Raw genomic sequence first — 19541 nt, 5'->3', positions numbered from 1 at the left:
CGAATTCGTGGCGCCGGGGAGGCGGCCGGTTCAGAACTTGGCGACGGTGTAGCGGTCGACGACGTCCTCGTCGAGGCGGAAGCCGAGGCCGGGGCCCTGCGGGACGCTCAGGGTGCCGCCGCGGAACTGCGGCGGGTCCAGCAGGATGCGCTCGCGAAGGGGATTGGGCAGCCGGTTGTACTCGTAGGTGCGCAGGTTGGGGGTGACGGCGCACAGTTGTAGCGCCGCGCACAGGCTGACGCCGGAACCGACGCCGTGGGGTGCGATGTCGACGTGGAACGCGGAGGCCAGGGCGACCAGGCGCATCGCCTCGGTGATGCCGCCGCTGCGGGCGACGTTGGGCATGAACACGTCGATGGCGCCGGCGGTGAGCGAGTCGCGCAGGTCGAAGCGGGTGAAGTGGGTCTCGCCGTTGACGATCGTCAGTCCGGTGCGGCGGCGCAGTTCGGCGAGGTTGGCGAGGTCGTCGACCTGGAGGGGCTCCTCGAACCAGGCGATGCCGAGGTCGGCGAGGACGGCGCCGACGCGGGTGGCCTCGTCCAGGTCGTAGGCGCAGTTGGCGTCGGTGAGGATCTCGACGTCGTCGCCGACCGCGGCGCGTACGGCGGCCAGGTGGGCGCGGTCGACGCGGGCGCCGCGGCCGATCTTGACCTTGAGGGCCGTGAAGCCGTCGGCGACGTAGTCCAGGGCCTGGACGGCGGATTCCTGGGGGTAGGCGTGCAGTGCCACGGGGCTGGCGTAGCACTGGATCCGGTCGCGGACCGGGCCGCCGAGGAGACGGTGGACGGGGGTGTTCGCGAGCTTGCCGCGCAGGTCCCACAGGGCGAGGTCGACGCCCGCCATGGCTTCGAGGTAGAAGCCGCGGTTGTGGCCGCCGGCGGCCTGGCCCTGGTACAGGCGTTCCCACACGGCGGTGGTGGCCAGGGCGTCCTGGCCGATCAGGAGCGGGGCCAGGACGGTGGCCACGACGGTGGCGGTGACCTGCGGGGAGGGCAGCCCGTAGCACTCGCCGATGCCGATGGTGCCGTCCTCGGCGTGTACTTCGACGAGGGTGGCGTACTGGCCGTGCCGGGGCAGGACGCGGTGGCTGGCGGCGGGGTAGCGCAGCCAGTCCGGCACCTGTTCGGGCGAGTCGTAGAGTTCGTCGAAGCCGGCCGAGAGCGCGCGTGCCTCGATTTTGGCGATGCGCAGGGGCGGGTTTGTCACGGGTGTTCTCCTGCGGGGTGGTCGGTGCCGTTCCCGGTCGGGTTCAGGCGGTGGAGGGGTGGTCGTCGTGGGCGGTCTCGCGTCCACCGAGGACGGCGATCGCGGTGACCAGGCAGGCGGCCATGACGTAGAGCGCCACGGGGACGACGGAACCGGTGGCGGCGACCAGGGCGGTGCCGATGAACGGGGCGGTGCCGCCGAACAGGGCGCCGCCGAACTCGCGGCCGACGCTGATGCCGCTGTAGCGGACCCGGGCGTCGAACTGTTCGGCCAGCAGGGCCGCCTGGGGGCCGAAGACCATGTCCTTGCAGACGGGGATCGCCAGGATCATCGCGAGCAGGATCAGGGGGATGCTCCGGGTCTGGAGCAGCCAGAAGAACGGGAGGACGTACGCCACCGTGCACGCGAGGCCGGCGCCGACGACGGCCCGGCGTCCGAAACGGTCGGAGAGGCGTCCCCAGAACGGGATGGCGACGATCTCCAACGTGGAGGCCAGGGCCACCGTCCACAACATCGTCGACTTCGCCAGGTGCAGGTCGCGGGTGGCGTACGCGAGGGCGAACGCCTGGACCAGGTAGCCCCAGACGAAGCCGGACACGGTGATGGCCAGGGTGCGGATCACGGCGCGCGGGTGCCGGCTCAGGACGACGCGCAGGGGGAAGCGGACCGTCTCGCGGCGTCGTTCCAGCGCATCGAAGACCGGGGTCTCCGGCACGCCTCGACGCATCCACACGCCGAACAGCACCAGGGCGAAGCTGAGCAGGAACGGTACGCGCCAGCCCCAGGCGAGGAAGGCGTCCTCGGGCAGCAGGGAGACGAGTCCGAAGACGGCGCTCGCCAGGACGAAGCCCGCGCCGGTGCCCATCGCGGGGATCGCGCCGAACAGGCCGCGGCGGCCGGCCGGCGCGTTCTCCACGGTCAACAGGGTGGCGCCGGCGAACTCCCCGCCGACGGCGACGCCTTGGCAGACCCGAAGGATCACCAGCAGCACGGGTGCCAGGACGCCGGCCGCGGCGTGGGTGGGCAAAAGGCCGATCAGGGCGGTCGAGAGGCCCATCGCGAGCAGGGTGATCACCAGGACGCGTCGGCGGCCGAGGCGGTCGCCCAGGTGTCCGAACAACACACCGCCCAGGGGGCGGGCCGCGAAGCCGACCGCGAAGGTGACGAACGAGGCCAAAGTGGCCCCGGTCGAGGAGGAGCCGAAGAAGACCGGGCCCCACACCAGCGCGGCCGCCAGGCCGTAGAGGTTGAAGTCGTACCACTCCATGACCGTTCCGACCGTGGCGGCGATCATCGTGCGGCGGCGGGTGGCCGATCGGGCGGTCGGGTCGTTCATCGGTCCTTTTGCGGCTGCTGTCGTACTCGTCGGACTCATCGGATCGGTCACCTCCAGACCACGCCGCGAAGATCGGCACAGACAGAAGGTATGCGATATACGAAATGTTGGCTAGGGCATGTTGCCGATTCGTTTCCTGCGAGTTCACCCGCCCGTGTGACCTGGCTGAAAAGCGGGAGTACCCGATGCTGAAAAGCGGGAGTACCCGATGCGGTCGCGGGTCAAGCATCGGGCGCGGGCGGGGCCCGGACGCCCGGCTGTGCGGGGCCGAGGCGGTTCGTCGTGGGCGCGTCGGACCCACGAGGCGCGCCGGGACCCTCCGGTGCGGTCGTGGGATGGCGGGGCCGGTCGCCGTGGCTCGCCGCATCGTGGTCCTCGTCGGGCGCCCGCCGGATCGAGGAAGGCGCTCCTGTCGCGGGGCCGGGGATGCCGGCGGGCCGTTCGACTCCGCCGACGGGTGAGCCGGTGGACTTCGTCCGCCGGCGCTTCGACGACGACATCCGCCCGCCCGGTATCGTCGCGTCGGGCGGGCGGATGCCCTGGGGTTCCGTCGACTCACGACGGGTGTCGGTGACCTCGCGGCCGGCGTCGCCGGGTGCCGCGCGCCACGGTCAGCGCAGCGTGCTGCCGGGGGCCGCGCGCAGGAGGTCGAGTTCCTCGCGGTAGGGAAGCCCCTCCCAGTCTCCGGCGGCGGCGACCGCGAAGGCGCCCGTGGTCACCGCCCGCTCCAGACGGTCGGCCACCCGCAGGCCGTCCAGGATCCCGGACAGGTAGCCCGCGACGAAGGCGTCGCCCGCGCCGACGGTGTCCTTGACGGGCACGCGCACGGCGGGACGCGACGTCGCTCCGGCGGAGGTGAACACCTCGGCGCCGTCCGCCCCGCGTTTGATCACCACCTCCCGCACCCCGATCGCCAGGAGCGACTCGACCCGTTCGCTCTCGCGGCGCGCACGCTCGGGACAAACGAGGGCGAGTTCGTCGTCGGAGGCCACCAGCACGTCCACGTGCTCCGCCAGCGGTCGCAGGACCTCGGCGGCGTCGTGGGCGGACCACAGCCTCGCCCGGTAGTTCACGTCCAGGCACACCAGCGCCGAGGATCGGACCGCGGCCTCGACCGCACCGCGCGGACCGGGCCCCAGGGCCGCGGTGACGCCCGTGAGGTGCACGACGCGCGCGCCCTCGTCGAGAGCCGCCGCGATGTGGCGTGGGTGCAGCCGCGAGCCCGCCGACCCGCTGCGGTAGTAGCCGACCCGGACGAGGTCGGCCACGCGCGGCTCGAAGACCACCAATCCGGTGGGGGCGTGTTCGTCGAGTGCGGCGTGCGAGACGTCCACGTTCTCGGCGCGCAGGGTCCGCAGCACCAGTCGGCCGAACTCGTCGGCCCCGTTGACGCCCACCCACCGCACCCGGTGGCCGAGTCGGGACAGGCCGACGGCGACGTTGGCCTCCGCGCCGGCCACGGACAGGTGCAGCGCCCCGCCCAGGTGCAGCGGTCGGTCGGCGCGCAGGGACGCCATCGCCTCCCCGATGGTCAGGACGTCGGGCACGGTGACTCCGAGGCGAGAGCGCGAAAGAGGGCGATCCGCTCGGACAGACCGGCGTCGACCCCGGTGTCGGCGGCGCCGCCGACGAGGGGGCCTCCGACTCCGACGGCCAGGGCGCCCGCCGCCAGGAAATCGCGGGCGGCCGCGGTGTCGATGCCACCCACGGGGATGAAGCCGACATCGGGGAAGGGATCGCGCAGGGCCCGCAGGTGGGCCGGTCCGCCCAGACCCGCGGGGAAGAGCTTGACGGCGGTGGCGCCCGCCGCGATCACCGCGGCCACCTCGCCGGGAGTCAGTGCCCCGGCCAGTACCGGCAGATCGAGCGAGCGGGCGCAGGTCACGGCCGCGGTCCCGCCGGGGGTGACCACGAAGCCGGCCCCGGCGCGAGCCGCCAGGAGGGCGTCGGCGGCGGTCACGACGGTGCCCGCGCCCAGCGCGGCATCGGGCCCCAGCGCCGCGCGCGCCCGCTCGATGACCGCCGGCGCGCCGGGCGTGGTCAGCGACACCTCGACGATGTCGACCCCGGCGGCGAACAGCGTCAGGACCGTGTCGAGGGCGGCCTGGGGGTCGCGACCCCGGACGATGGCCAGAAGCCGTCGAGAACGCAGGGCGGACCTGAGATCGGCGGGGTGCACGGTGCCTCCAGAGATGCCGGATGAGCAGATTTAGAATATCGTATACCTTCCAGGGTGGATGGTCCGCCCGCAAGCCCCCTCGACGAAAGGCGTCCACACGTGACGACCCGAACCGCATTGATCACCGGAGTGGCGGGCGGCATCGGCCGCGCCGTCGCCGCCCGCCTGGCCTCGGACGGACTGCGCGTCGCCGGCATCGACGTCGTCGACCCCGGCCAGGACGGCATCGCCTTTCACCGCGCCGACGTCACCGACGCCGAGCAGGTGGGCGAGGCAATGCGACAGGTGGTCGCCGAATGCGGCCGTGTCGACGTGCTGGTCGCGTGCGCCGGCGTCACCCAGGGCAGCCCCCTGCACGTCACCGGCGAGGGGGAGTGGGAAGCGGTGCTGGCGAGCAACCTCACCTCGGTGTTCCTGTGCGTACGGGAGGTGCTGCCCGCGATGATCGAGGCCGGATCGGGGGTCGTGGTCACCATCGGATCCGTCCTGCACCGGACCGCGGCTCCGGGTCTGCCCGCCTACGCCGCCGCCAAGGGCGCGGTGGCCGCGCTCAACCGCCAACTCGCCGTCGACTACGGCCGGTACGGCATCGTCTTCGTCACCCTGTCCCCGGGCTGGGTACGCACCCCCGCCACCGAGGGCAGGCTCGGCCCCGAAGGGGACCTCGAGCGACTTCGGCAGAGCAACCCGCTGCGGATGATCGCCGAACCCGCCGACGTCGCCGACGCCGTCGCGTTCGCCGTCTCGCCCGCCGCGGCCCTGCTCACCGGCTCGGAACTGGTCCTGGACGCCGGTGCGTCCGTCGTCAGCCCGGCGGGCCTGCTGCGCGACGGCCAACGGGAGGCGATGGGTCTGCCTCCCCTGAACCAATGCCCGTGACCGGCCACCGATGGATCCGTGCCGCCGTCCGGCCGGGCTCGCGCACCGCCGGCGCGCGGTGCGTCCGAGCCGCGGTCGGCGCGGCTCAGGTGTCGGGGTCCACCTCGTGGGCGGCCTGGGAACTGATGTGCGTCCGTGCAGCCTCCTCGGCGGCCTGCGGATCGCGGCGGCGCAGCGCGTCGAGGATCGCGTCGTGCTCGGCGACGACCTGGTGCCAGTTCGCCGCGTCCATCGGCGCCGTGATGCGGAACCGGCGCACCGTCAGCAGGAGTTGCTCGGTCAGGTCGCCCAGGACGCGGTAGCCGCCGGCCAGTGCGAGCGCGCGATGGAACTGCGAGTTCAGTTCCGGCAGGCGCTCGACCGCGCCCTGGTCCAGCGCCTCGCGCATGGCGTCCTGGGCACCCTCGAGATCCGCCAGCAGCCCGTCGGTGACGTGCTCGGCCGCGAGTCGGGCGATCAGCGCCTCGATCGCCTCACGGGCGAGGAAGACGCCGCGCATCTCCGTGACGTCGATGGTCGCCACGGTGACGCCCGAGTGGACCCGCGACACCAGCAGCCCGTCGGCCTCCAGGCGCTTGACGGCCTCCCGGATGGGGATCTTGCTCACTCCGAGCGTACGGGCGAGCTCGTCCATGTTGACGCGCTCACCCGGCCGGATGTCGCCTTGGGCGATGGCCTTGCGCAGACTCTCGTAGACGAGATCCGCCTTGCTCTTGACGACGGGCAGTTGTTCGGCCCAGTTCTTGCGTCCCATCCGTTCATCGTATGCGATATCTCTTCGGCGTGCGGATGGCTCGACCCTGCTCCGTCCGCCTCCCGACCTGGGCAAGTGATCCATTCGGTCAAAAATGTCGACAACGGGGCAGTTCGTATACTATGTTCTTTCTATAGGACTTTTGAGGCCCGCGTCCGATCTCCGATCGGCCCCGCCGCGCGTTCGGACCACGCAACGCTCCACGCGGGCATCGCCCAGTTCCACCGAGGAGTTCCCCATGCCCGCGATCCGCGTCTCGGAGAACCGCATGCCGCCCCCGCCGCCGGCCGCGTCGAATACCGCGCGACACCACAGCAGATATCTCCCCCGCGACCGCCGGGCCCCCGGCGACCTGCGCGCCTGGATCAGCGCACACCTCGGCCGATGGGGCCTGGGCGACCTCGACGAGGACCTTTGCCTGATCGCCACCGAACTCGCCAGCAACGCCATCCGCCACGGCGGCACCCCCGCCCTGGTCACCCTGGCCCTGAACGCCAGCGACGAAGGCGGGTCCTTCGTCCGTCTCACGATCGTCGACAACGGCCCCGGCTTCGACCGCGCACACGTCGAACGCGACTGGGCGACACCCGAGCACGACGACAGCGTCCATGGCCGCGGCCTCCGGCTCGTCGACGCACTCAGCACCGCGTGGGGCGCCGTCGCCCTCCACCCCGGCCAAATCGTCTGGGCCCAGCTCGCCGTCCGCTGACGGCGACCTCGCCGGTGGCGCGGGCCACTTCGACCAGCCCACTTCGGCCACGAGTTCCGGGCGTTCACCGGGCCCACGCCGACCCGCTACGTCGAGGTCCGGCGGCGGTTCCTGCGTGAACATCCCGCCGGCCGACGGACCCCGTCCAGCATGATCGCCTCGTCGAGGCCGTGTCCCGCGAGGCTCAGCGCCGTCAACGCCCATGGCGTGCCGAAGTGCCGGTAGTCCATGCGGATCGAACGGGAGGGGTCGACGGAGGTGTTGGCCGTGGTCGACTCCCACGGCTCGTCCTTGAAGGCGTCGAACGTCTCGATCAAATGGTCGCAGCCGGAGACCACGGCCGGGTCGGTGGCCGGCGACCGGGCGGCGAGCAGGGCGACGATCGCGTAGCCCGTGTACGCGGCGGACGGGGTCCCGTTGCTGTCGGTGGCGCGTGCGGACGCGCCCCAGCCGCCGTTGGGGCACTGTGCGTGGCGCAACCAGGAAACGCCTCTGGCCATGGCGTCCATCCGGCCGAAACCGGCCAGGGCCCGAACCGCGACAGTGGTCGGAAAGACCATCGACCGGTCGTCCGCCGGCGACGACGACCAACCGCCGTCCGTCCGTTGCCGAGCCTCCAACCAGGCGATCCCTCGGGCGATCGTGGGATCCGCGGCCGAGCGGCCGGCTTCGCGCAGGGCCATCAGTGACGCGGCGGTGCTCTCGATGATCGACAGGCTGCTCTGGCCGCCGATCAGCGAACTACGCACCCGCCAACCGCCGTCCGGGTTTGTACGGCCTCGAGCGTTTGCGCCGGTCGGGTGACGAATTCCCCTTGGCCCCGGCGTAGATGTGCGCGAGCAGGGCTTCGGCCGTGGACAGCACGCCGATGGATCGGCCGTCCTGGTACTGGTTCCATCCCCACTGACCGTTCTCGATCGACAGGTGGCTGTCCAGGTAGGCGACGGACATCGCGAACGCGCGCTGGATCGACATCGTCAGGTCGGTGGCCGAGCCGGCCGCCCGGCACCAGTCGCGTGCCGTGACCAGGTGGGCCGCGTGGTCGATATCGGTCCCCCGGGCAACCGCGTCCGCGAAGCTCAACACGCGCAACTGCCGGTCGCCGGGGAGCGTGACCTGCGCCGGCCGGACGGTGGCGACCGCGACGAGCACCACCGTGTCGTCGACCCGTTCGCACGCGACCAGGCCCACGTACGAGACGTCCACCCCCAGGATCCGCGACGCGTGGTTCCGGACGAGTTCGTCGAAGCCGATCGTGCGGTCCGCGCCGGTGGCGGTGAGATCCAGTCGCACGTACCCCAGACGGGACCCGTCGGCTCGGAACACGAACCAGTCGCCGTCCGGGGCGAGCAGTCCAGGGGAACGAACTGCTGGTAGCGGTAGCCTCCGGTGAGCAACAACGAGGAGAAGTCCCAACGGTGATTGTGCACATTGGCGGTGTCGTGCCGGGTCGCCTCGCGCCTCCACCAGATGTGCAATCTCAACTGGTGATGCGGACCCGAGGCGAGGACGACTTTCGAGAAGCCGTTCGGATGGCGGTACGACTTCGCCGCGACGGCGGCCAATCCGGCCTCGCCGGCAAGGATCGTCCGCAGGAGTTCGCCGACGACTCGTCGCTGCTCGAACGGAGCGAGCGCGTCGGCGAGGGCGCCCTGGCGGCCGCCCGCGTGCATCTCCTCCTGTTCGGCGAGGTTGGCGACCGAAGCCGCGGGATGCATGGCGGAGACCACGACTTCACCCTCGCGCGATGTCGGCGTTCGAGAACTGCGGAACTCCGGTGACTTCCCGCTCTATGCGCAGGAAATCCGGCAGGATTACCTCTTGCCGTTCGTCGTCGAGTTCGATCTCCAGGATGCGACAGGCGCGGGACGCGGGTTCGCGAATGTCGTCGAGTTCGAACAACCGGCCGCGCCACGTGAAGAACCAGCGCTCCTTCGTCACGGGTCGTCGACCGGGATCATGGCTTCGCGCAATTCGTCGTACTGATCGCCGGTGATCTCCACCTCTTCGATCTCGCGCACTCCGGGGCGCAGCGGCCTCAGGACGGTGTGGGCGTAGTGAACCGCCCCCTTGCCCTCCTTGCGCCTGATTCGCTCCTCCGCGTGGGTGCTCACCTCGAGGTAGATCTGTTCGAGGTTCACCCGCTCCGCGGCGTCGAGGACCGGGTGCCGAAGGCTCCCCGAGGCGACCAACAGGAACTTGCGCTCAATCTCGACGACCACCGCGTCTCCCCCCCCGGACGGCGACGACATACGGCCGGCCGCTACTCGGCGCCGTACTCGGGCACCGCGTTGGTCGGCCCTACCATCACTCCATGGTAGCGACCGGGCACGCGGCGTGGATCCCCTTTGCTGGATATCGCCCGTTCGCCGGAAGCGCACCACCCCGGCCGGTGTCGAGGGGCGGAACCGCCTCGGAACCGCCTCGGAATCAGCGGAGTTGGTCCCGCCTCGTTCAGTCCGAGCCGGGGGAGGGCGCGTGTCCCGCGGTGTCGCAGTCGCCGTCGGTGGGGTCGCAGGCGTGGTGCAGGGCGACGCGGGCCTGTTCGCGCAACCAGGCGTGGGCGGGGTCGTTGTCGTAGCGCTGGTGCCAGGCGAGGTGGATGGGGATGGCGGGCATGGTCAGCGGCAGGGGCCGGCTGCGCAGGTCGAGGTCCTCCAGGGCGGGGCGGCCGACGATGCGGGGTACGGCCGCGACGAGGTCGAGGTGGCGGACGAACTGCAGGGCCGTGGCGTTGGTGGGGGCGGCGGCCACGACCCGTCGGCTCATGCCCAGAGCCTCCAACGCGTCGTCGATGGGGTCGCGCAGCCGTCCCCGGCGGGAGACCGTGACGTGTTCGGCGGCCGCGTAGTCCTCGACGGTGAGCGGGCCGCGGCACAGGGGGTGGGCGGGGCGCAGGGCGAGGACGAGCCGGTCGTGGCCCACGATTTCGTGGCGGATCTCGGGCGACGCCGGTGCGCCGGCTCCGGCTTCGAGGTCGACCTCTCCTCGTCGCGGGTCGTGGGTGTCGGTGGCTGCTTCGGCCAGGAAGCGCAGCCGCACGCCGGGTGCCTGGGCGCGCAAGGAACGGAGCAGGGCGGGGCCGGCCGCCGCGGCCAGGGCGTCGTGCCATTTCAGGACGAACGTGCGGTCCAGGGACGCCGGGTCGACGTCCGTGTGGGGGGAGAGGACCGACCGGGCCTGCTGGACCAGGTCGTGCACGGTCGCGCGCAGGGCCAGGGCATGGGGGGTGGGAGTCATGGTTCGGCCGGTACGGACCAGGATCTGGTCACCGGTGGCCCGTCGGATGCGGCCCAGGGTCCGGCTCATCGCCGGGGTCGAGACGTGGAGGCGGGCGGCGGCGTCCGTCACGCTGCCCTCCTCCAGCAGGGCGTCGAGCGCGGTGAGCAGATTCAAATCCAGTTGCATCACAGTAAATCCAGACGTAACAAGGTTGCATTTGAAGTTAATGATGCCTGGTTCTAACGTCGAAAGCGAGCGGCCGACAGGCCGTGAATCCCCTCCCTTTCCGCGTCAGGAGCGACCATGAACACCCTCCCCGACCCCCGCACCGTCCCCGCCGACGCCACCGAGCTCGAAGCGGTCCTGGAACGCGCCGTGACCGTGGTCGAGGCGGCCGGGAAACTCCTGCGGGAGCGCTACGACACGGGCGCGCGCCCCGGTGACCTCGACGAGATCGTCCGCGCCATCCACGCCAACGACGAGGCCGTCCTGACGCTCGTCAAGCAGCCGCTGCTCCAGGCGCGTCCCGGGTCCCGGTGGGTCGAGGACGAACTGGCCGGCGGCGCGCTGCCCGAGGGCGAGTGGTGGGTGGTGGACACGGCCGAGGGCAACATCAACCACATCCACGGCATGGGCGAGTGGGCGGTGACCGCCACGCTGGTACGCGACAACGCCCCGCTGCTGACCGTGGTCCACCTGCCGCTGGTCGGCGACACGTACACCGCGCTGCGCGACAAGGGGGCCTTCCTCGACGGTGTGCCGCTGCGCCCCTCCGCCAAGACCGACCTGCGCGCCGCGTTGGTGGGCACCGGCCAGGCCAAGCCGGGTGAGGACGAGGCAGCGCTCCGCCGCATGGGCGCCACGGTGACCGCCATGCTGATCAACGCCCTGGTCGTGCGGGTCTCGGTGCCGGCGACGCTGCAGCTCATCCACGTCGCGTCGGGCCGCATGGACGCCTTCTGGCAGTTCTCCGACGTGCGCTCGGGCCTGCTGCCCGGCGCGCTGCTGGTCGCCGAGGCCGGCGGCACGGTCACCGACACCCGCGGAGAGCCGTGGAGCCCGGCCGCCGCCGACTTCCTGGCCACCGCTCCCGGCCTGCACACCCAAACCGTCGACGTCCTGTCCGACCCCCGCTGACCCGAATCACCCGGTCCGCGTCCGCTCCGGTCCGCGTCCGCCCCGGGAATCGTCTGCCCCGGGAATCGACCGACCGAAAAATCGACCGCCCCGGGAATCGACCGACCCGCGACGCCAAGTGCCTTGCCACGCAGGCCTGTTCATCCCCTTCCCGTCAGCACCGGAGATCATCGTGAAGATAGCAGTACTCGGCTCCACCGGACCGACCGGCCGGCTGGTGATCGCGCGCGCCCTGGAGCGCGGGCACCACGTCACCGCCCTCGCCCGCCGACCGGAGCAACTGGAGACGCCCGCCTCCGGGAACCTGCGGGTGGTCCGGGCGGACGTCACCGACGCCGGCACGGTCGCCACCGCCATCGAGGGCGCCGACGTCGTCATCAGCGCCCTGGGCATCACCAAGAAACAGGACCCGGCGATCCTCATCGACGGCGCCCGTCAGATCGCCTCGGCCGCGCCCCGCGTCGTCTGGCTCACCTCCCTGGGCATGGGAGCCACCGAAGGGGCGCTCGGCCCCGTCACGGGGGCTCTCCTCAAGCCCATCCTGCGCCACGAGTGGGACGCCAAGGCCGTCGCCGGTCGCGCTGTCCGCGAGGCGGGCGGAACCACCGTCCACGCCGGGCCACTGACCAACAAGCCCTACCAGGACAACGGGCGACTCCTGCGCGCCACGGACTTCAAACCGCGCACGATCCCGCCCATGGCGCCCCGTGCCGGAATCGCCGCCCTCATGGTCACGGAAGCGGAAACGCCGCACTTCGCCGACGCGGACACCATCGCCCTGTTCGACAACCGCTGAGCCGCCATCGGACAGCACGGGCGCGCGCGGATACGAGGCGTCCCGCCCGGCCCCGCACCTGCCGACGCGGACCGAACCGCCTCGCGGTCCGCCGTCCGGCCAACACGTCCGCCGTACCGCCCCGATGGGCGCGCGTACGCCTGGACGCTGTGAACGAGCGGCGGTGACGGCACAGGGTTGGTCCGCGCCATTCGCCGACGATGAGGCCCGGGAGTGTCCAGGGAAATCCACCGCGCTGTACGGTCGGGCGAGCACCGCGGCCGTCGACACAGGAGCCGAGATGGGACCGGATCAGGTTTCTGGTTGGTTCTGGGAGGCCCTGGAAACGACACGACCGCGTCTGTCTGCCCTGGAGTCGTGGTTGGAGTCCCAGTCGCGGGAAGTGCTTGAAGCCTTCGCGCTCGCATACGAGTCCGCGGCGGAATCGCTGGCCGACTTCGCGGAAGGCGTGAGCGTGGATGGGGACGTCTGGTCCGAAGACGGCACCGAAGACCTGTGCATGTGGGTGGTCGGGCAGGGCCGCGGGCTGTGGAACTCGGTGATTGTGGGAGAACTACGGCTGGAAGAAGTCGCCCGGATGTATCTGGGCCGTGCTCCGCTGCTTCCGGAAGGCGTGGCGCCGTGGGACGAAGATGTCTCGGACCCCGAGCACAGGGGCTACCAGTCTCCCGGAGCCATCGTCCACGGCGTCTACCGGACGCGATTCGCCGAGGACCTCCATGAACGGCTTGAGGGTAGGTGAGGAGATCGCCCGGGCCGGGCGGATAACGCGGCGGGGCTCCTGGCAGATGCAGCGGTTGTCCAGGCGACCGGGTCTTGCCGAAGATTGGTTATGCGCATAACGTTATCCGCATAACCAATCAAGGGGGATCCCGTGGACTTCTCGTACGCCGACGAACTCAACCAGGCTGTCCGTCTCCTGAGCCTGCGTCATCGGACCCGGGCTGCCACGTTGTTGGCACCGCTCGGGCTGCATCCCGGGCAGGAGGTGCTGCTCCTCGAACTCGCCCGGACCGGGCCGATGATCCAGGCCCGGATCAGCCAGGCGCTCGGGTGCGAGCCGCCGAGTGTCACCATCATGACCCGCAAGCTCGAAGCCGCCGGTCACATCCGCCGCACCCCCGACGCGTCCGACAAGCGCGCGAGCGTGGTCGAACTCACCGACGCCGGCCGGGCATTGGCCGAGCAGGTCAAGCAGGTGTGGGTGACCCTGGCGGAGGAGACCGTGGCCGGCCTGCCCGTCGGCACGGCCACCGAACTGCCCAGCCTTCTCACCGCCCTGACCCGCAATGTCGACACCAGGCGCCCCGCCGACCCGACGGGCGGCGGGGGCGGACTCACCGGTGAGTACGAACCGAGCGGTCCGGCGTGGGTCCGCGACCACGTCGACCAGGTCCACCGCACCGGCACAACCGACGGCGTCACGATCAAGGACCTGCCCACGGTGCTGATGACCTACCGAGGTGCCAAGACCGGCAAGCTGCGCAAGACCCCGGTCATGCGCGTCGAACACGAGGGCCGCTACGCGGCCGTCGCGTCCAACGGCGGCACTGCGACCAATCCGCAGTGGTTCGCCGGCGTGCTTGCCGAGCCCGTCGTCGCGATCCAGGACGGGAGGACCACCCGCACGTACCGGGCGCGCGAGGTCTCCGGCGACGAGAAGGCCCAGTGGTGGGCGCGCGCCGTCGACGCGTACCCCGACTACGCCGAATACCAGCGCAACACCGACCGCCGCATCCCCGTCATCGTCCTCGAACCGCTCGTCGGGAACGGCCGGGCCGGATCGACCCGATCGTGATCCGGACTCACCGACGCGCCGGAGCCGCACCGCGCCGGTGGCACGGGCGGGCAACGGGTATTTCGTTTCGCGGGCTGACAGGCGAGGGCGAGAGGGGCACGGTGGAGGGGCGGCGCCCGCCGGGTCGGCACCGCCCGCGCCGCCGTGTCCGTGCCCAGTGTGCGTCCCGGGCCCCAGGGCCCGAGAAAGACCTCCCCCGGCCACCCTTCGGCGCGAACCGGCAGGCGTGGACTACCCGGGTCGTGTGGCGGCTCGCCCCTTCAGTGACAGGCGTTCACTTGTCGCCGGGCGCGTCGACGAACTCGGCGCCGATTTCCGCCAAACGCTCGGCCGCGTAGGACGCGTCGATCAGTGCCTCGGGGGTGTGGACGCCCGGCGGTACGGCTTCGCCGCGCAGCCCGAGCAGTCGCTCGACACCGAGGGCGATGCCCAGCGCGGTCAGCGGTCGCTGCCCTTCCGGATGGACGAGGTAGCGGTGCAAGCCGCGCGGTTGTCCTCCTGGGCCGGTTCCTTCGACGTCGATCCGGACCTCGACGGAGGCAGGGCCGCCGCGTCGCCGACGCTCGGACTCACCGACGGCGAAGTCGAAGCGGACGTTCGGTGCTCCCGTCGCCAGGGCAAGACTCGGCACGTCGAGGATGGCGATGCTCTGGCCGGGCACGAGAGTCCCGTCGGTACTTGGCACATCCGTCCGTGCATCGGGTTCGGCGACCCACGTGAACACGCCGTCACGGCGTACCAGTCCGGCCGAGGTGGCGGTGGCCCATCGCTCCAGATCCGCCAGCCCCGCCGGGCCGCCGGCATCCGACTCGTCCAGGACGGCGCCGATCCGGATCGTGTCGATCCGTTCGAACTCCCTGGTGGCGTACAGCGTCGCGAGAACACCGATCCCCGCGCAGAAGTGACTCGCCACCAAGACCGGTGGACCGCTCGGCCGTTGGGCGCTCGCGACGATCTCCGGTGCGATGTCCACCAGGCCGCTGGAGATGCTCAGGTAGGGCAACCCGCGCTCCTGCGCGTACCGCAGCCCCTGCAGCCGGTTGTCCCACAGCGCGGCGACGACCGCCAGATATTCTCCGTCGGTCGGCAGGCCCAGATCCCCGCGCCGCAGGTCGATGGTCGCGGCTGTGGCCGCGCCGAGTTCGTCGGCGACCCGCTGCGCGCGGCCGATGTCGCGGCCCGCGATCGTCAGGGGCAGTTCCGGGTGCCAACGGCGCAGCACGGCGGCGGCGCCCGCACCCGCCTGCCCCGAACCGCCCAGGATCAGAACCGAGTTGGGTTGCCCCATGGTGAGTCTCCTTCGCAATCGCTAACCTACATTTTGTAACCTACGTTTTGTAGCATAGCCTGGAAGGCGACAGCAAGGGAGGAACATGGCGACCACACCGACCCGCATGTCCAAGCCGGCCAGGCGGGAGCAGTTGCTCGACACCGCCGTGGCGATCGTGCGCACCCAGGGCGCCGACGGGCTCACGCTGGTCACCCTTGCCGAGGCCGCGGGCGTCAGCAGGCCGATCGTGTACGACCACTTCGGCACCCGCCCCGGCCTGCTGCTCGCGCTCTACCGGCGCCTCGACGAACGCCACCGGGCCTCGGTCACCCAGGCATTGCAAGACGCCGCGCCCGCCGCGGAGGAGGTCGCCCGCGTCATCAGCGCCGCGTACTTCGCCTGCGCCACCGACATGCCGGAGCTCAACGCCGTTTCCGCGGCGCTGAAGGGCAATCCGGACATGGAGGCGGGCAGGCAGGAGATGACCGACAACTATGCGGACCTGATGGCCGCCGCGCTGCGGCCGCACGCGCACCTTGAGCCCGAGGCCCTTCGGCTGTGCTGTGCCGGCGTGCTGGGTGCGGCCGAGGCGCTCGCCGCCGAACTGAACCGCGGGCGAGCGTCCGTGGATGATGTGGTCGACGCGCTGACCGGCCTGATCGTGGGCGGGCTCAAGACCGGGACCGACAGCCAAGGGCTTGCGGATGGTTGACACGCCGGTCTGATCTTTGTTCGGGTTGGCAGCCCTGCGCGAGTACGCGTGCGTGGAGGTGGGCCAGTTCGGCGGGTGGAACCGCCGAGGACTCTCATCGGAGCGGCACAGGGGTCGGGGCCGACCAGGGCGAACCGCATTCCGTCGCCGGCACACCCACGAGAACTCAACCCCGCCAGGCACCTTCTTCGCGCAGGTGCGGTCGGGCGGCGCTCGCCCCGCTCCATCGGTACCCGACGAGCCATCCCGCAGGCTCCCGAACGGGTCCGGTCACTCCGCTTCACGAACTGCCGAAGTCCTGTGCGTGGGGCGGGATTCGCCCTAAAGTTACCGGAGCACCGCCACCTCTCCGCCGGGCGCGCCCCGCACGTCGTGCGCCTCGGTCCGTTCGATCGGTCGGCGCTCGGAACATGACGCCGGCCTCGCCGATCGTGCTTTGCCGCGCCCGGTGCCCGAGCCCTCGGCCGGACACGTGCGTCAGGGGAAAGTCCCGGGAAAGGGGACGCCTTCGCCATGAGCAACTCCGACAGCTCCGCCGTCCGGGTGGGCGCCTCCGTCGCCGGCTCCCTCTGGGTCGCGGCCGTCGTGGGGGAACTCGTCTACGCTCTGATCCGGGCCGAGGACACCTCCGTATGGGGCCTGATGAACGTGTACTTCGGCGACGGCAGGACCGATATCGCGATGTCCCTCGATCTGTCCGCGGTCCTGTTGTGGCTCGGTGTGACCGTCTTGTTCACCGTCGTCACGGCCATTGCCCGCAGCGGGGGTTCCACCAGTGGGCACGGGGAGTTCTGAGGCACCGCCCGCGCATCGTCTCCGGTGGCCGCCTTCGGCCGATCCCGGATGGGATCGGCTCGGCTCGTCTGCCACTGCGCCCGAGGCCACCCCGGCAGGCCGCCGGCCCGTACGACGCGGCGATCACCGAGATCACCGCCGGCCGCCCGTCCTCGAGTCTGTCCTGCACGTCGGTGGTGGCGGGCATGCTGGACGTGCTCGACGTCGAACCCGGCCACCGGGTCCTGGAATTGGGTGCGGGTAGCGGCTGGAACGCCGCACTCCTCGCGCACCGCGTCGGTTCGGCCGGCCACGTCACCACGGTGGAGACCGCCTCCGACCTCGCGGCCCGCGCCCGAGACACCCTGACCCGCGCGGGCCTCGCCGAGACGGTCACGGTCGTCCTGGGCGACGGCGCGCTCGGCCGGTCCGAAACCGCCCCGTACGACCGCGTGATCGCCACCTACGCCGTCGACCACGTCCCCTGGACCTGGATCGAGCAGCGCCCGGGCGGGGATCTGGTGTTCCCCTGGGGCCGGTTGGGGCATTTCGCGGTGACGGTCGCCAAGGACGGCCGCTCGGCGACGGGGTGGTTGCAGGGCCTGGCCCGGTTCATGCCGGCCCGCGACATCGCTGCGGACCCGGAGTTCGACGAGGTTCGGGCGCAACGTGCCGCGGAGGACGAACGCCTGCTCGCGCGGGACGTTGCGCCGTTGCACACGGACCGCGATCTGCTGTGGGCGTTGCGCGTCGCGCTCCCCGATGTCGTGTACGCCACCGACACCGACGTGGACGGTGTGAACGTGTGGGTCCACGACTGCGCCGGGTCGTGGGCGGTGGCGACCACGTTGCCCGACGGCCGGGTCCGCGCGGGGCAGGGCGGTGCGCGGCGCCTGGTCGACGAGATCGAGGAGGCCTGGGACGCATGGGAGCGCGCGGGCCGGATCCGCCGCTGGGACCACGGCGTCACGATCACCGCCGAGGAGCAGTACCTCTGGGCGGGCGAGGCCGTCGGCGGTCGCCGGTGGCCGATCCCCGCACCGGCACCGACCCCCCACTGACCTGTCCGCCGCCGAAAGCAACTCGCCGTGGACGGCGCGTCCCGATCGACGACGTCCACCCTCCGCCGGAGGCAGTGCGGGCGTACCGGGCCGGCATCACCGGGTGCGCCCCGGCAAGCTGGTGCCGGTCCCGTGACCGCGCCCCGATTACCGGAACAGCGCGGAGAGTTCGGCACTCGGGGACGCGTGCGCTCGGAGGTTGACGCTTGTTCGGCGTGGCGGTCCGGCAATCGGGGTTCTCACGCGATGGTCAGGACGTGGTCGCTGATCAGGTGTGTCGCTCCGACGACGCCTGCGGCGCCGCCCAGTTCGGACAGCACGATGGGCAGGTTCTCCGTCGCCAGGGGCAACGACTGGCGATACACGACGCTGCGGATCTCGGCGAGCAGCGGGTGGCCGAGCCCGGCCACACCGCCCCCGATGATCACCATCGCGGGGTTGAAGAAGCTCACGAGCGCGGCGATCACCCGGCCGAGTCGGGCGGCGCCCTCACGCACGATGGTCACCGCGCCGGGGTCGCCGGCGGTGACCGCGTCGCCGACGTCGCGGGCGGAGAGGGGCCCGTTCTCGGCGGACCTGCGGGCGAGGAAGGGAGAGGCGCCCGACGCGGCCGCCGCTTCGGCCTCACGGGCCAGGGCCCAGCCGGAGAAGTAGGACTCCAGGCAGCCGGCGTTGCCGCACACGCACATCGGTCCGGACTCGTCGAGTCGGATGTGGCCGATGTCGCCGGCGCTGCCGGAGACGCCTCGGTAGATCCGGCCGCCGACGACGATGCCGCACCCGATGCCCGTACCGATCTTGACCAGCAGGAGATCGTCGATCGACCGGGCGACGCCGGCGTGGCGTTCCCCCAGGGCCATGATGTTCACGTCGTTGTCCACGAGGACGGGGCAGTCCAGTCGTCGGCCGACCACGTCCCGGATCGGGAAACGGTCCCAGCCGGGCATGATCGGTGGGATCACCGGCATGCCCTCACGAAAGCTCACCGGTCCCGGGACGCCGATGCCCACTCCGTGGACTCGTGGGAACGGGTCGTCCTCGCGCAGTTTGTCGACGAGCGCGAATACCCGGTCGAGCACCGCCGCGGGGCCGCCGCGCACGTCGCACGGCTCGGTCAGATGGCCGAGCACTTCCAACTCGCCGTTGGTGACCGCGACATCGATCGACGTCGCGCCGATGTCGACGCCGACGAACCGCGTCGCGGATGCGATACGTACGATGCCCGAGCGTCGCCCGCCACGCGAGGCCGCGAGTCCGGCCGGCTCCACCAGGCCCAATTCGACGAGCCGATCGATCTCGACGGCCAGTTTGGAGCGTGAGATCTGTACGGCGTCGCCGAGTTCGCTCCGGGACCGTGGCCCGTGGTCGCGCAACAACTCCAGCAGGTGCGCCTGGTGCCGGTTCTCCGGTCCGAACTGCGTTTCCATGGCCTCGTCCCCCTCGTCCCCCTCGTGATCCGGTGGGATCACATCGTCCACGTCCCGCGACGATCCCGCCGAGCCTTTCCCGGGGTCGTCACGGGTGACGGGCACGTGGTGACCGGCACTGGACTTTTGTCCTGATTTTCCGTCGTTCGCGTGGCGCATCATCAACTTTTTCCATTTCGATAACAAAGTTGTGCCGACGGTACCGCGAAGGCCGCGACCCCGTCGGAACGGGGCCGCGACTTCGCGGCGAGCCGGCGCGCGTCATCGCGAACCGCTACGGC

21 protein-coding genes are annotated in these 19541 nt (G+C 71.3%); 9 read left to right on the top strand and 12 right to left on the bottom strand.

All coding sequences use genetic code 11. The features are described 5' to 3' along the window. Positions 1–30: 30 nt before the first annotated feature. The 4 genes from ACWCPW_RS40440 to ACWCPW_RS40425 all read right to left on the bottom strand — a co-directional run bounded on the left by ACWCPW_RS40440 (position 31) and on the right by ACWCPW_RS40425 (position 4721). Positions 31–1206, bottom strand: coding sequence for a mandelate racemase/muconate lactonizing enzyme family protein (locus ACWCPW_RS40440; protein WP_449766602.1), 1176 nt, complete (start codon positions 1204–1206; stop codon positions 31–33). Positions 1207–1249: 43 nt separating this feature from the next. Beyond that, positions 1250–2542 (bottom strand): MFS transporter, encoded by a 1293-nt coding sequence (locus tag ACWCPW_RS40435; protein ID WP_449766601.1) that lies wholly within the window; start codon positions 2540–2542, stop codon positions 1250–1252. A 611-nt stretch (positions 2543–3153) separates the two neighbouring features. Then, on the bottom strand, positions 3154–4089 hold the full coding sequence (locus ACWCPW_RS40430; RefSeq protein WP_449766600.1) for a sugar kinase: 936 nt from the start codon (positions 4087–4089) through the stop codon (positions 3154–3156). Next, positions 4074–4721 (bottom strand): bifunctional 4-hydroxy-2-oxoglutarate aldolase/2-dehydro-3-deoxy-phosphogluconate aldolase, encoded by a 648-nt coding sequence (locus ACWCPW_RS40425; protein ID WP_449766599.1) that lies wholly within the window; start codon positions 4719–4721, stop codon positions 4074–4076. Before ACWCPW_RS40425 ends, ACWCPW_RS40430 begins: the two co-directional genes overlap by 16 nt. A 99-nt stretch (positions 4722–4820) precedes the next feature. Between ACWCPW_RS40425 and ACWCPW_RS40420 the strand changes: the two genes are divergently transcribed. Next, a complete protein-coding gene (locus ACWCPW_RS40420; RefSeq protein ID WP_449766598.1) occupies positions 4821–5600 on the top strand; it encodes an SDR family NAD(P)-dependent oxidoreductase in 780 nt (259 codons plus the stop codon). An 85-nt stretch (positions 5601–5685) separates the two neighbouring features. On the opposite strand, the gene ACWCPW_RS40415 is transcribed toward ACWCPW_RS40420, so the two are convergent. Next, positions 5686–6354, bottom strand: a complete 669-nt coding sequence (locus ACWCPW_RS40415; RefSeq protein ID WP_449766597.1) for a GntR family transcriptional regulator — start codon at positions 6352–6354, stop codon at positions 5686–5688. A 238-nt stretch (positions 6355–6592) separates the two neighbouring features. On the opposite strand from ACWCPW_RS40415, the gene ACWCPW_RS40410 reads away from it, so the two are divergent. Next, positions 6593–7063: an ATP-binding protein gene (locus ACWCPW_RS40410; protein WP_449766596.1), complete on the top strand. Its 471-nt coding sequence runs from the start codon at positions 6593–6595 to the stop codon at positions 7061–7063. Positions 7064–7149: 86 nt separating this feature from the next. Here ACWCPW_RS40410 and ACWCPW_RS40405 read toward each other — a convergent pair whose 3' ends face one another. The 5 genes from ACWCPW_RS40405 to ACWCPW_RS40385 all read right to left on the bottom strand — a co-directional run bounded on the left by ACWCPW_RS40405 (position 7150) and on the right by ACWCPW_RS40385 (position 10471). Further along, entirely contained in the window at positions 7150–7812 is a 663-nt protein-coding gene (locus ACWCPW_RS40405) for a prenyltransferase/squalene oxidase repeat-containing protein (RefSeq protein ID WP_449766595.1), read from the bottom strand. Next, positions 7805–8356: a hypothetical protein gene (locus ACWCPW_RS40400; protein WP_449766594.1), complete on the bottom strand. Its 552-nt coding sequence runs from the start codon at positions 8354–8356 to the stop codon at positions 7805–7807. Before ACWCPW_RS40400 ends, ACWCPW_RS40405 begins: the two co-directional genes overlap by 8 nt. 441 nt (positions 8357–8797) lie before the next feature. After that, positions 8798–9004: a hypothetical protein gene (locus ACWCPW_RS40395; protein ID WP_449766593.1), complete on the bottom strand. Its 207-nt coding sequence runs from the start codon at positions 9002–9004 to the stop codon at positions 8798–8800. After that, complete coding sequence (locus ACWCPW_RS40390; protein ID WP_449766592.1) at positions 9001–9285, bottom strand: hypothetical protein; 285 nt, start codon at positions 9283–9285, stop codon at positions 9001–9003. The genes ACWCPW_RS40395 and ACWCPW_RS40390 overlap by 4 nt, the downstream gene beginning before the upstream one ends. A gap of 232 nt (positions 9286–9517) precedes the next feature. Beyond that, the gene (locus ACWCPW_RS40385) at positions 9518–10471 is read right to left on the bottom strand and encodes a LysR family transcriptional regulator (RefSeq protein ID WP_449766591.1); all 954 of its coding nucleotides are present in this window, start codon (positions 10469–10471) and stop codon (positions 9518–9520) included. A gap of 117 nt (positions 10472–10588) precedes the next feature. On the opposite strand from ACWCPW_RS40385, the gene ACWCPW_RS40380 reads away from it, so the two are divergent. From ACWCPW_RS40380 to ACWCPW_RS40365, 4 genes are all read left to right on the top strand, one after another. Next, the gene (locus ACWCPW_RS40380) at positions 10589–11422 is read left to right on the top strand and encodes an inositol monophosphatase family protein (protein WP_449766590.1); all 834 of its coding nucleotides are present in this window, start codon (positions 10589–10591) and stop codon (positions 11420–11422) included. A 172-nt stretch (positions 11423–11594) separates the two neighbouring features. Continuing rightward, positions 11595–12218 (top strand): NAD(P)-dependent oxidoreductase, encoded by a 624-nt coding sequence (locus ACWCPW_RS40375; RefSeq protein WP_449766589.1) that lies wholly within the window; start codon positions 11595–11597, stop codon positions 12216–12218. A gap of 280 nt (positions 12219–12498) precedes the next feature. Continuing rightward, on the top strand, positions 12499–12960 hold the full coding sequence (locus tag ACWCPW_RS40370) for a hypothetical protein (protein WP_449766588.1): 462 nt from the start codon (positions 12499–12501) through the stop codon (positions 12958–12960). A 132-nt stretch (positions 12961–13092) separates the two neighbouring features. Next, entirely contained in the window at positions 13093–14016 is a 924-nt protein-coding gene (locus ACWCPW_RS40365; protein WP_449766587.1) for a nitroreductase/quinone reductase family protein, read from the top strand. A 274-nt stretch (positions 14017–14290) separates the two neighbouring features. Here ACWCPW_RS40365 and ACWCPW_RS40360 read toward each other — a convergent pair whose 3' ends face one another. Continuing rightward, positions 14291–15304, bottom strand: coding sequence for a saccharopine dehydrogenase (locus ACWCPW_RS40360; protein ID WP_449766586.1), 1014 nt, complete (start codon positions 15302–15304; stop codon positions 14291–14293). Positions 15305–15389: 85 nt separating this feature from the next. Here ACWCPW_RS40360 and ACWCPW_RS40355 point away from each other — a divergent pair, with 85 nt between their 5' ends. The 3 genes from ACWCPW_RS40355 to ACWCPW_RS40345 all read left to right on the top strand — a co-directional run bounded on the left by ACWCPW_RS40355 (position 15390) and on the right by ACWCPW_RS40345 (position 17833). Next, complete coding sequence (locus tag ACWCPW_RS40355) at positions 15390–15998, top strand: TetR/AcrR family transcriptional regulator (protein ID WP_449766585.1); 609 nt, start codon at positions 15390–15392, stop codon at positions 15996–15998. A gap of 513 nt (positions 15999–16511) precedes the next feature. Next, the gene (locus ACWCPW_RS40350; protein WP_449766584.1) at positions 16512–16793 is read left to right on the top strand and encodes a hypothetical protein; all 282 of its coding nucleotides are present in this window, start codon (positions 16512–16514) and stop codon (positions 16791–16793) included. Beyond that, positions 16709–17833 carry a methyltransferase domain-containing protein gene (locus ACWCPW_RS40345; protein WP_449766583.1) on the top strand — a complete coding sequence of 375 codons (1125 nt, stop codon included), beginning with the start codon at positions 16709–16711 and terminating at the stop codon, positions 17831–17833. The genes ACWCPW_RS40350 and ACWCPW_RS40345 overlap by 85 nt, the downstream gene beginning before the upstream one ends. Before the next feature lie 239 nt (positions 17834–18072). Here ACWCPW_RS40345 and ACWCPW_RS40340 read toward each other — a convergent pair whose 3' ends face one another. Beyond that, positions 18073–19260, bottom strand: coding sequence for an ROK family transcriptional regulator (locus tag ACWCPW_RS40340; RefSeq protein ID WP_331772261.1), 1188 nt, complete (start codon positions 19258–19260; stop codon positions 18073–18075). Between the last annotated feature and the right edge of the window lie 281 nt (positions 19261–19541).

Source organism: Embleya sp. NPDC001921 (assembly GCF_053594475.1).
This window is presented reverse-complemented; position numbering and strand designations above follow the sequence as displayed.

Coding starts and splice junctions, on each gene's coding strand:
- ACWCPW_RS40435 (WP_449766601.1), bottom strand. CDS start 2,542: ATGAACGACCCGACCGCCCGATCGGCCACCCGCCGCCGCACGATGATC.
- ACWCPW_RS40385 (WP_449766591.1), bottom strand. CDS start 10,471: ATGCAACTGGATTTGAATCTGCTCACCGCGCTCGACGCCCTGCTGGAG.
- ACWCPW_RS40340 (WP_331772261.1), bottom strand. CDS start 19,260: ATGGAAACGCAGTTCGGACCGGAGAACCGGCACCAGGCGCACCTGCTG.
- ACWCPW_RS40380 (WP_449766590.1), top strand. CDS start 10,589: ATGAACACCCTCCCCGACCCCCGCACCGTCCCCGCCGACGCCACCGAG.
- ACWCPW_RS40415 (WP_449766597.1), bottom strand. CDS start 6,354: ATGGGACGCAAGAACTGGGCCGAACAACTGCCCGTCGTCAAGAGCAAG.
- ACWCPW_RS40350 (WP_449766584.1), top strand. CDS start 16,512: ATGAGCAACTCCGACAGCTCCGCCGTCCGGGTGGGCGCCTCCGTCGCC.
- ACWCPW_RS40360 (WP_449766586.1), bottom strand. CDS start 15,304: ATGGGGCAACCCAACTCGGTTCTGATCCTGGGCGGTTCGGGGCAGGCG.
- ACWCPW_RS40355 (WP_449766585.1), top strand. CDS start 15,390: ATGGCGACCACACCGACCCGCATGTCCAAGCCGGCCAGGCGGGAGCAG.
- ACWCPW_RS40370 (WP_449766588.1), top strand. CDS start 12,499: ATGGGACCGGATCAGGTTTCTGGTTGGTTCTGGGAGGCCCTGGAAACG.
- ACWCPW_RS40410 (WP_449766596.1), top strand. CDS start 6,593: ATGCCCGCGATCCGCGTCTCGGAGAACCGCATGCCGCCCCCGCCGCCG.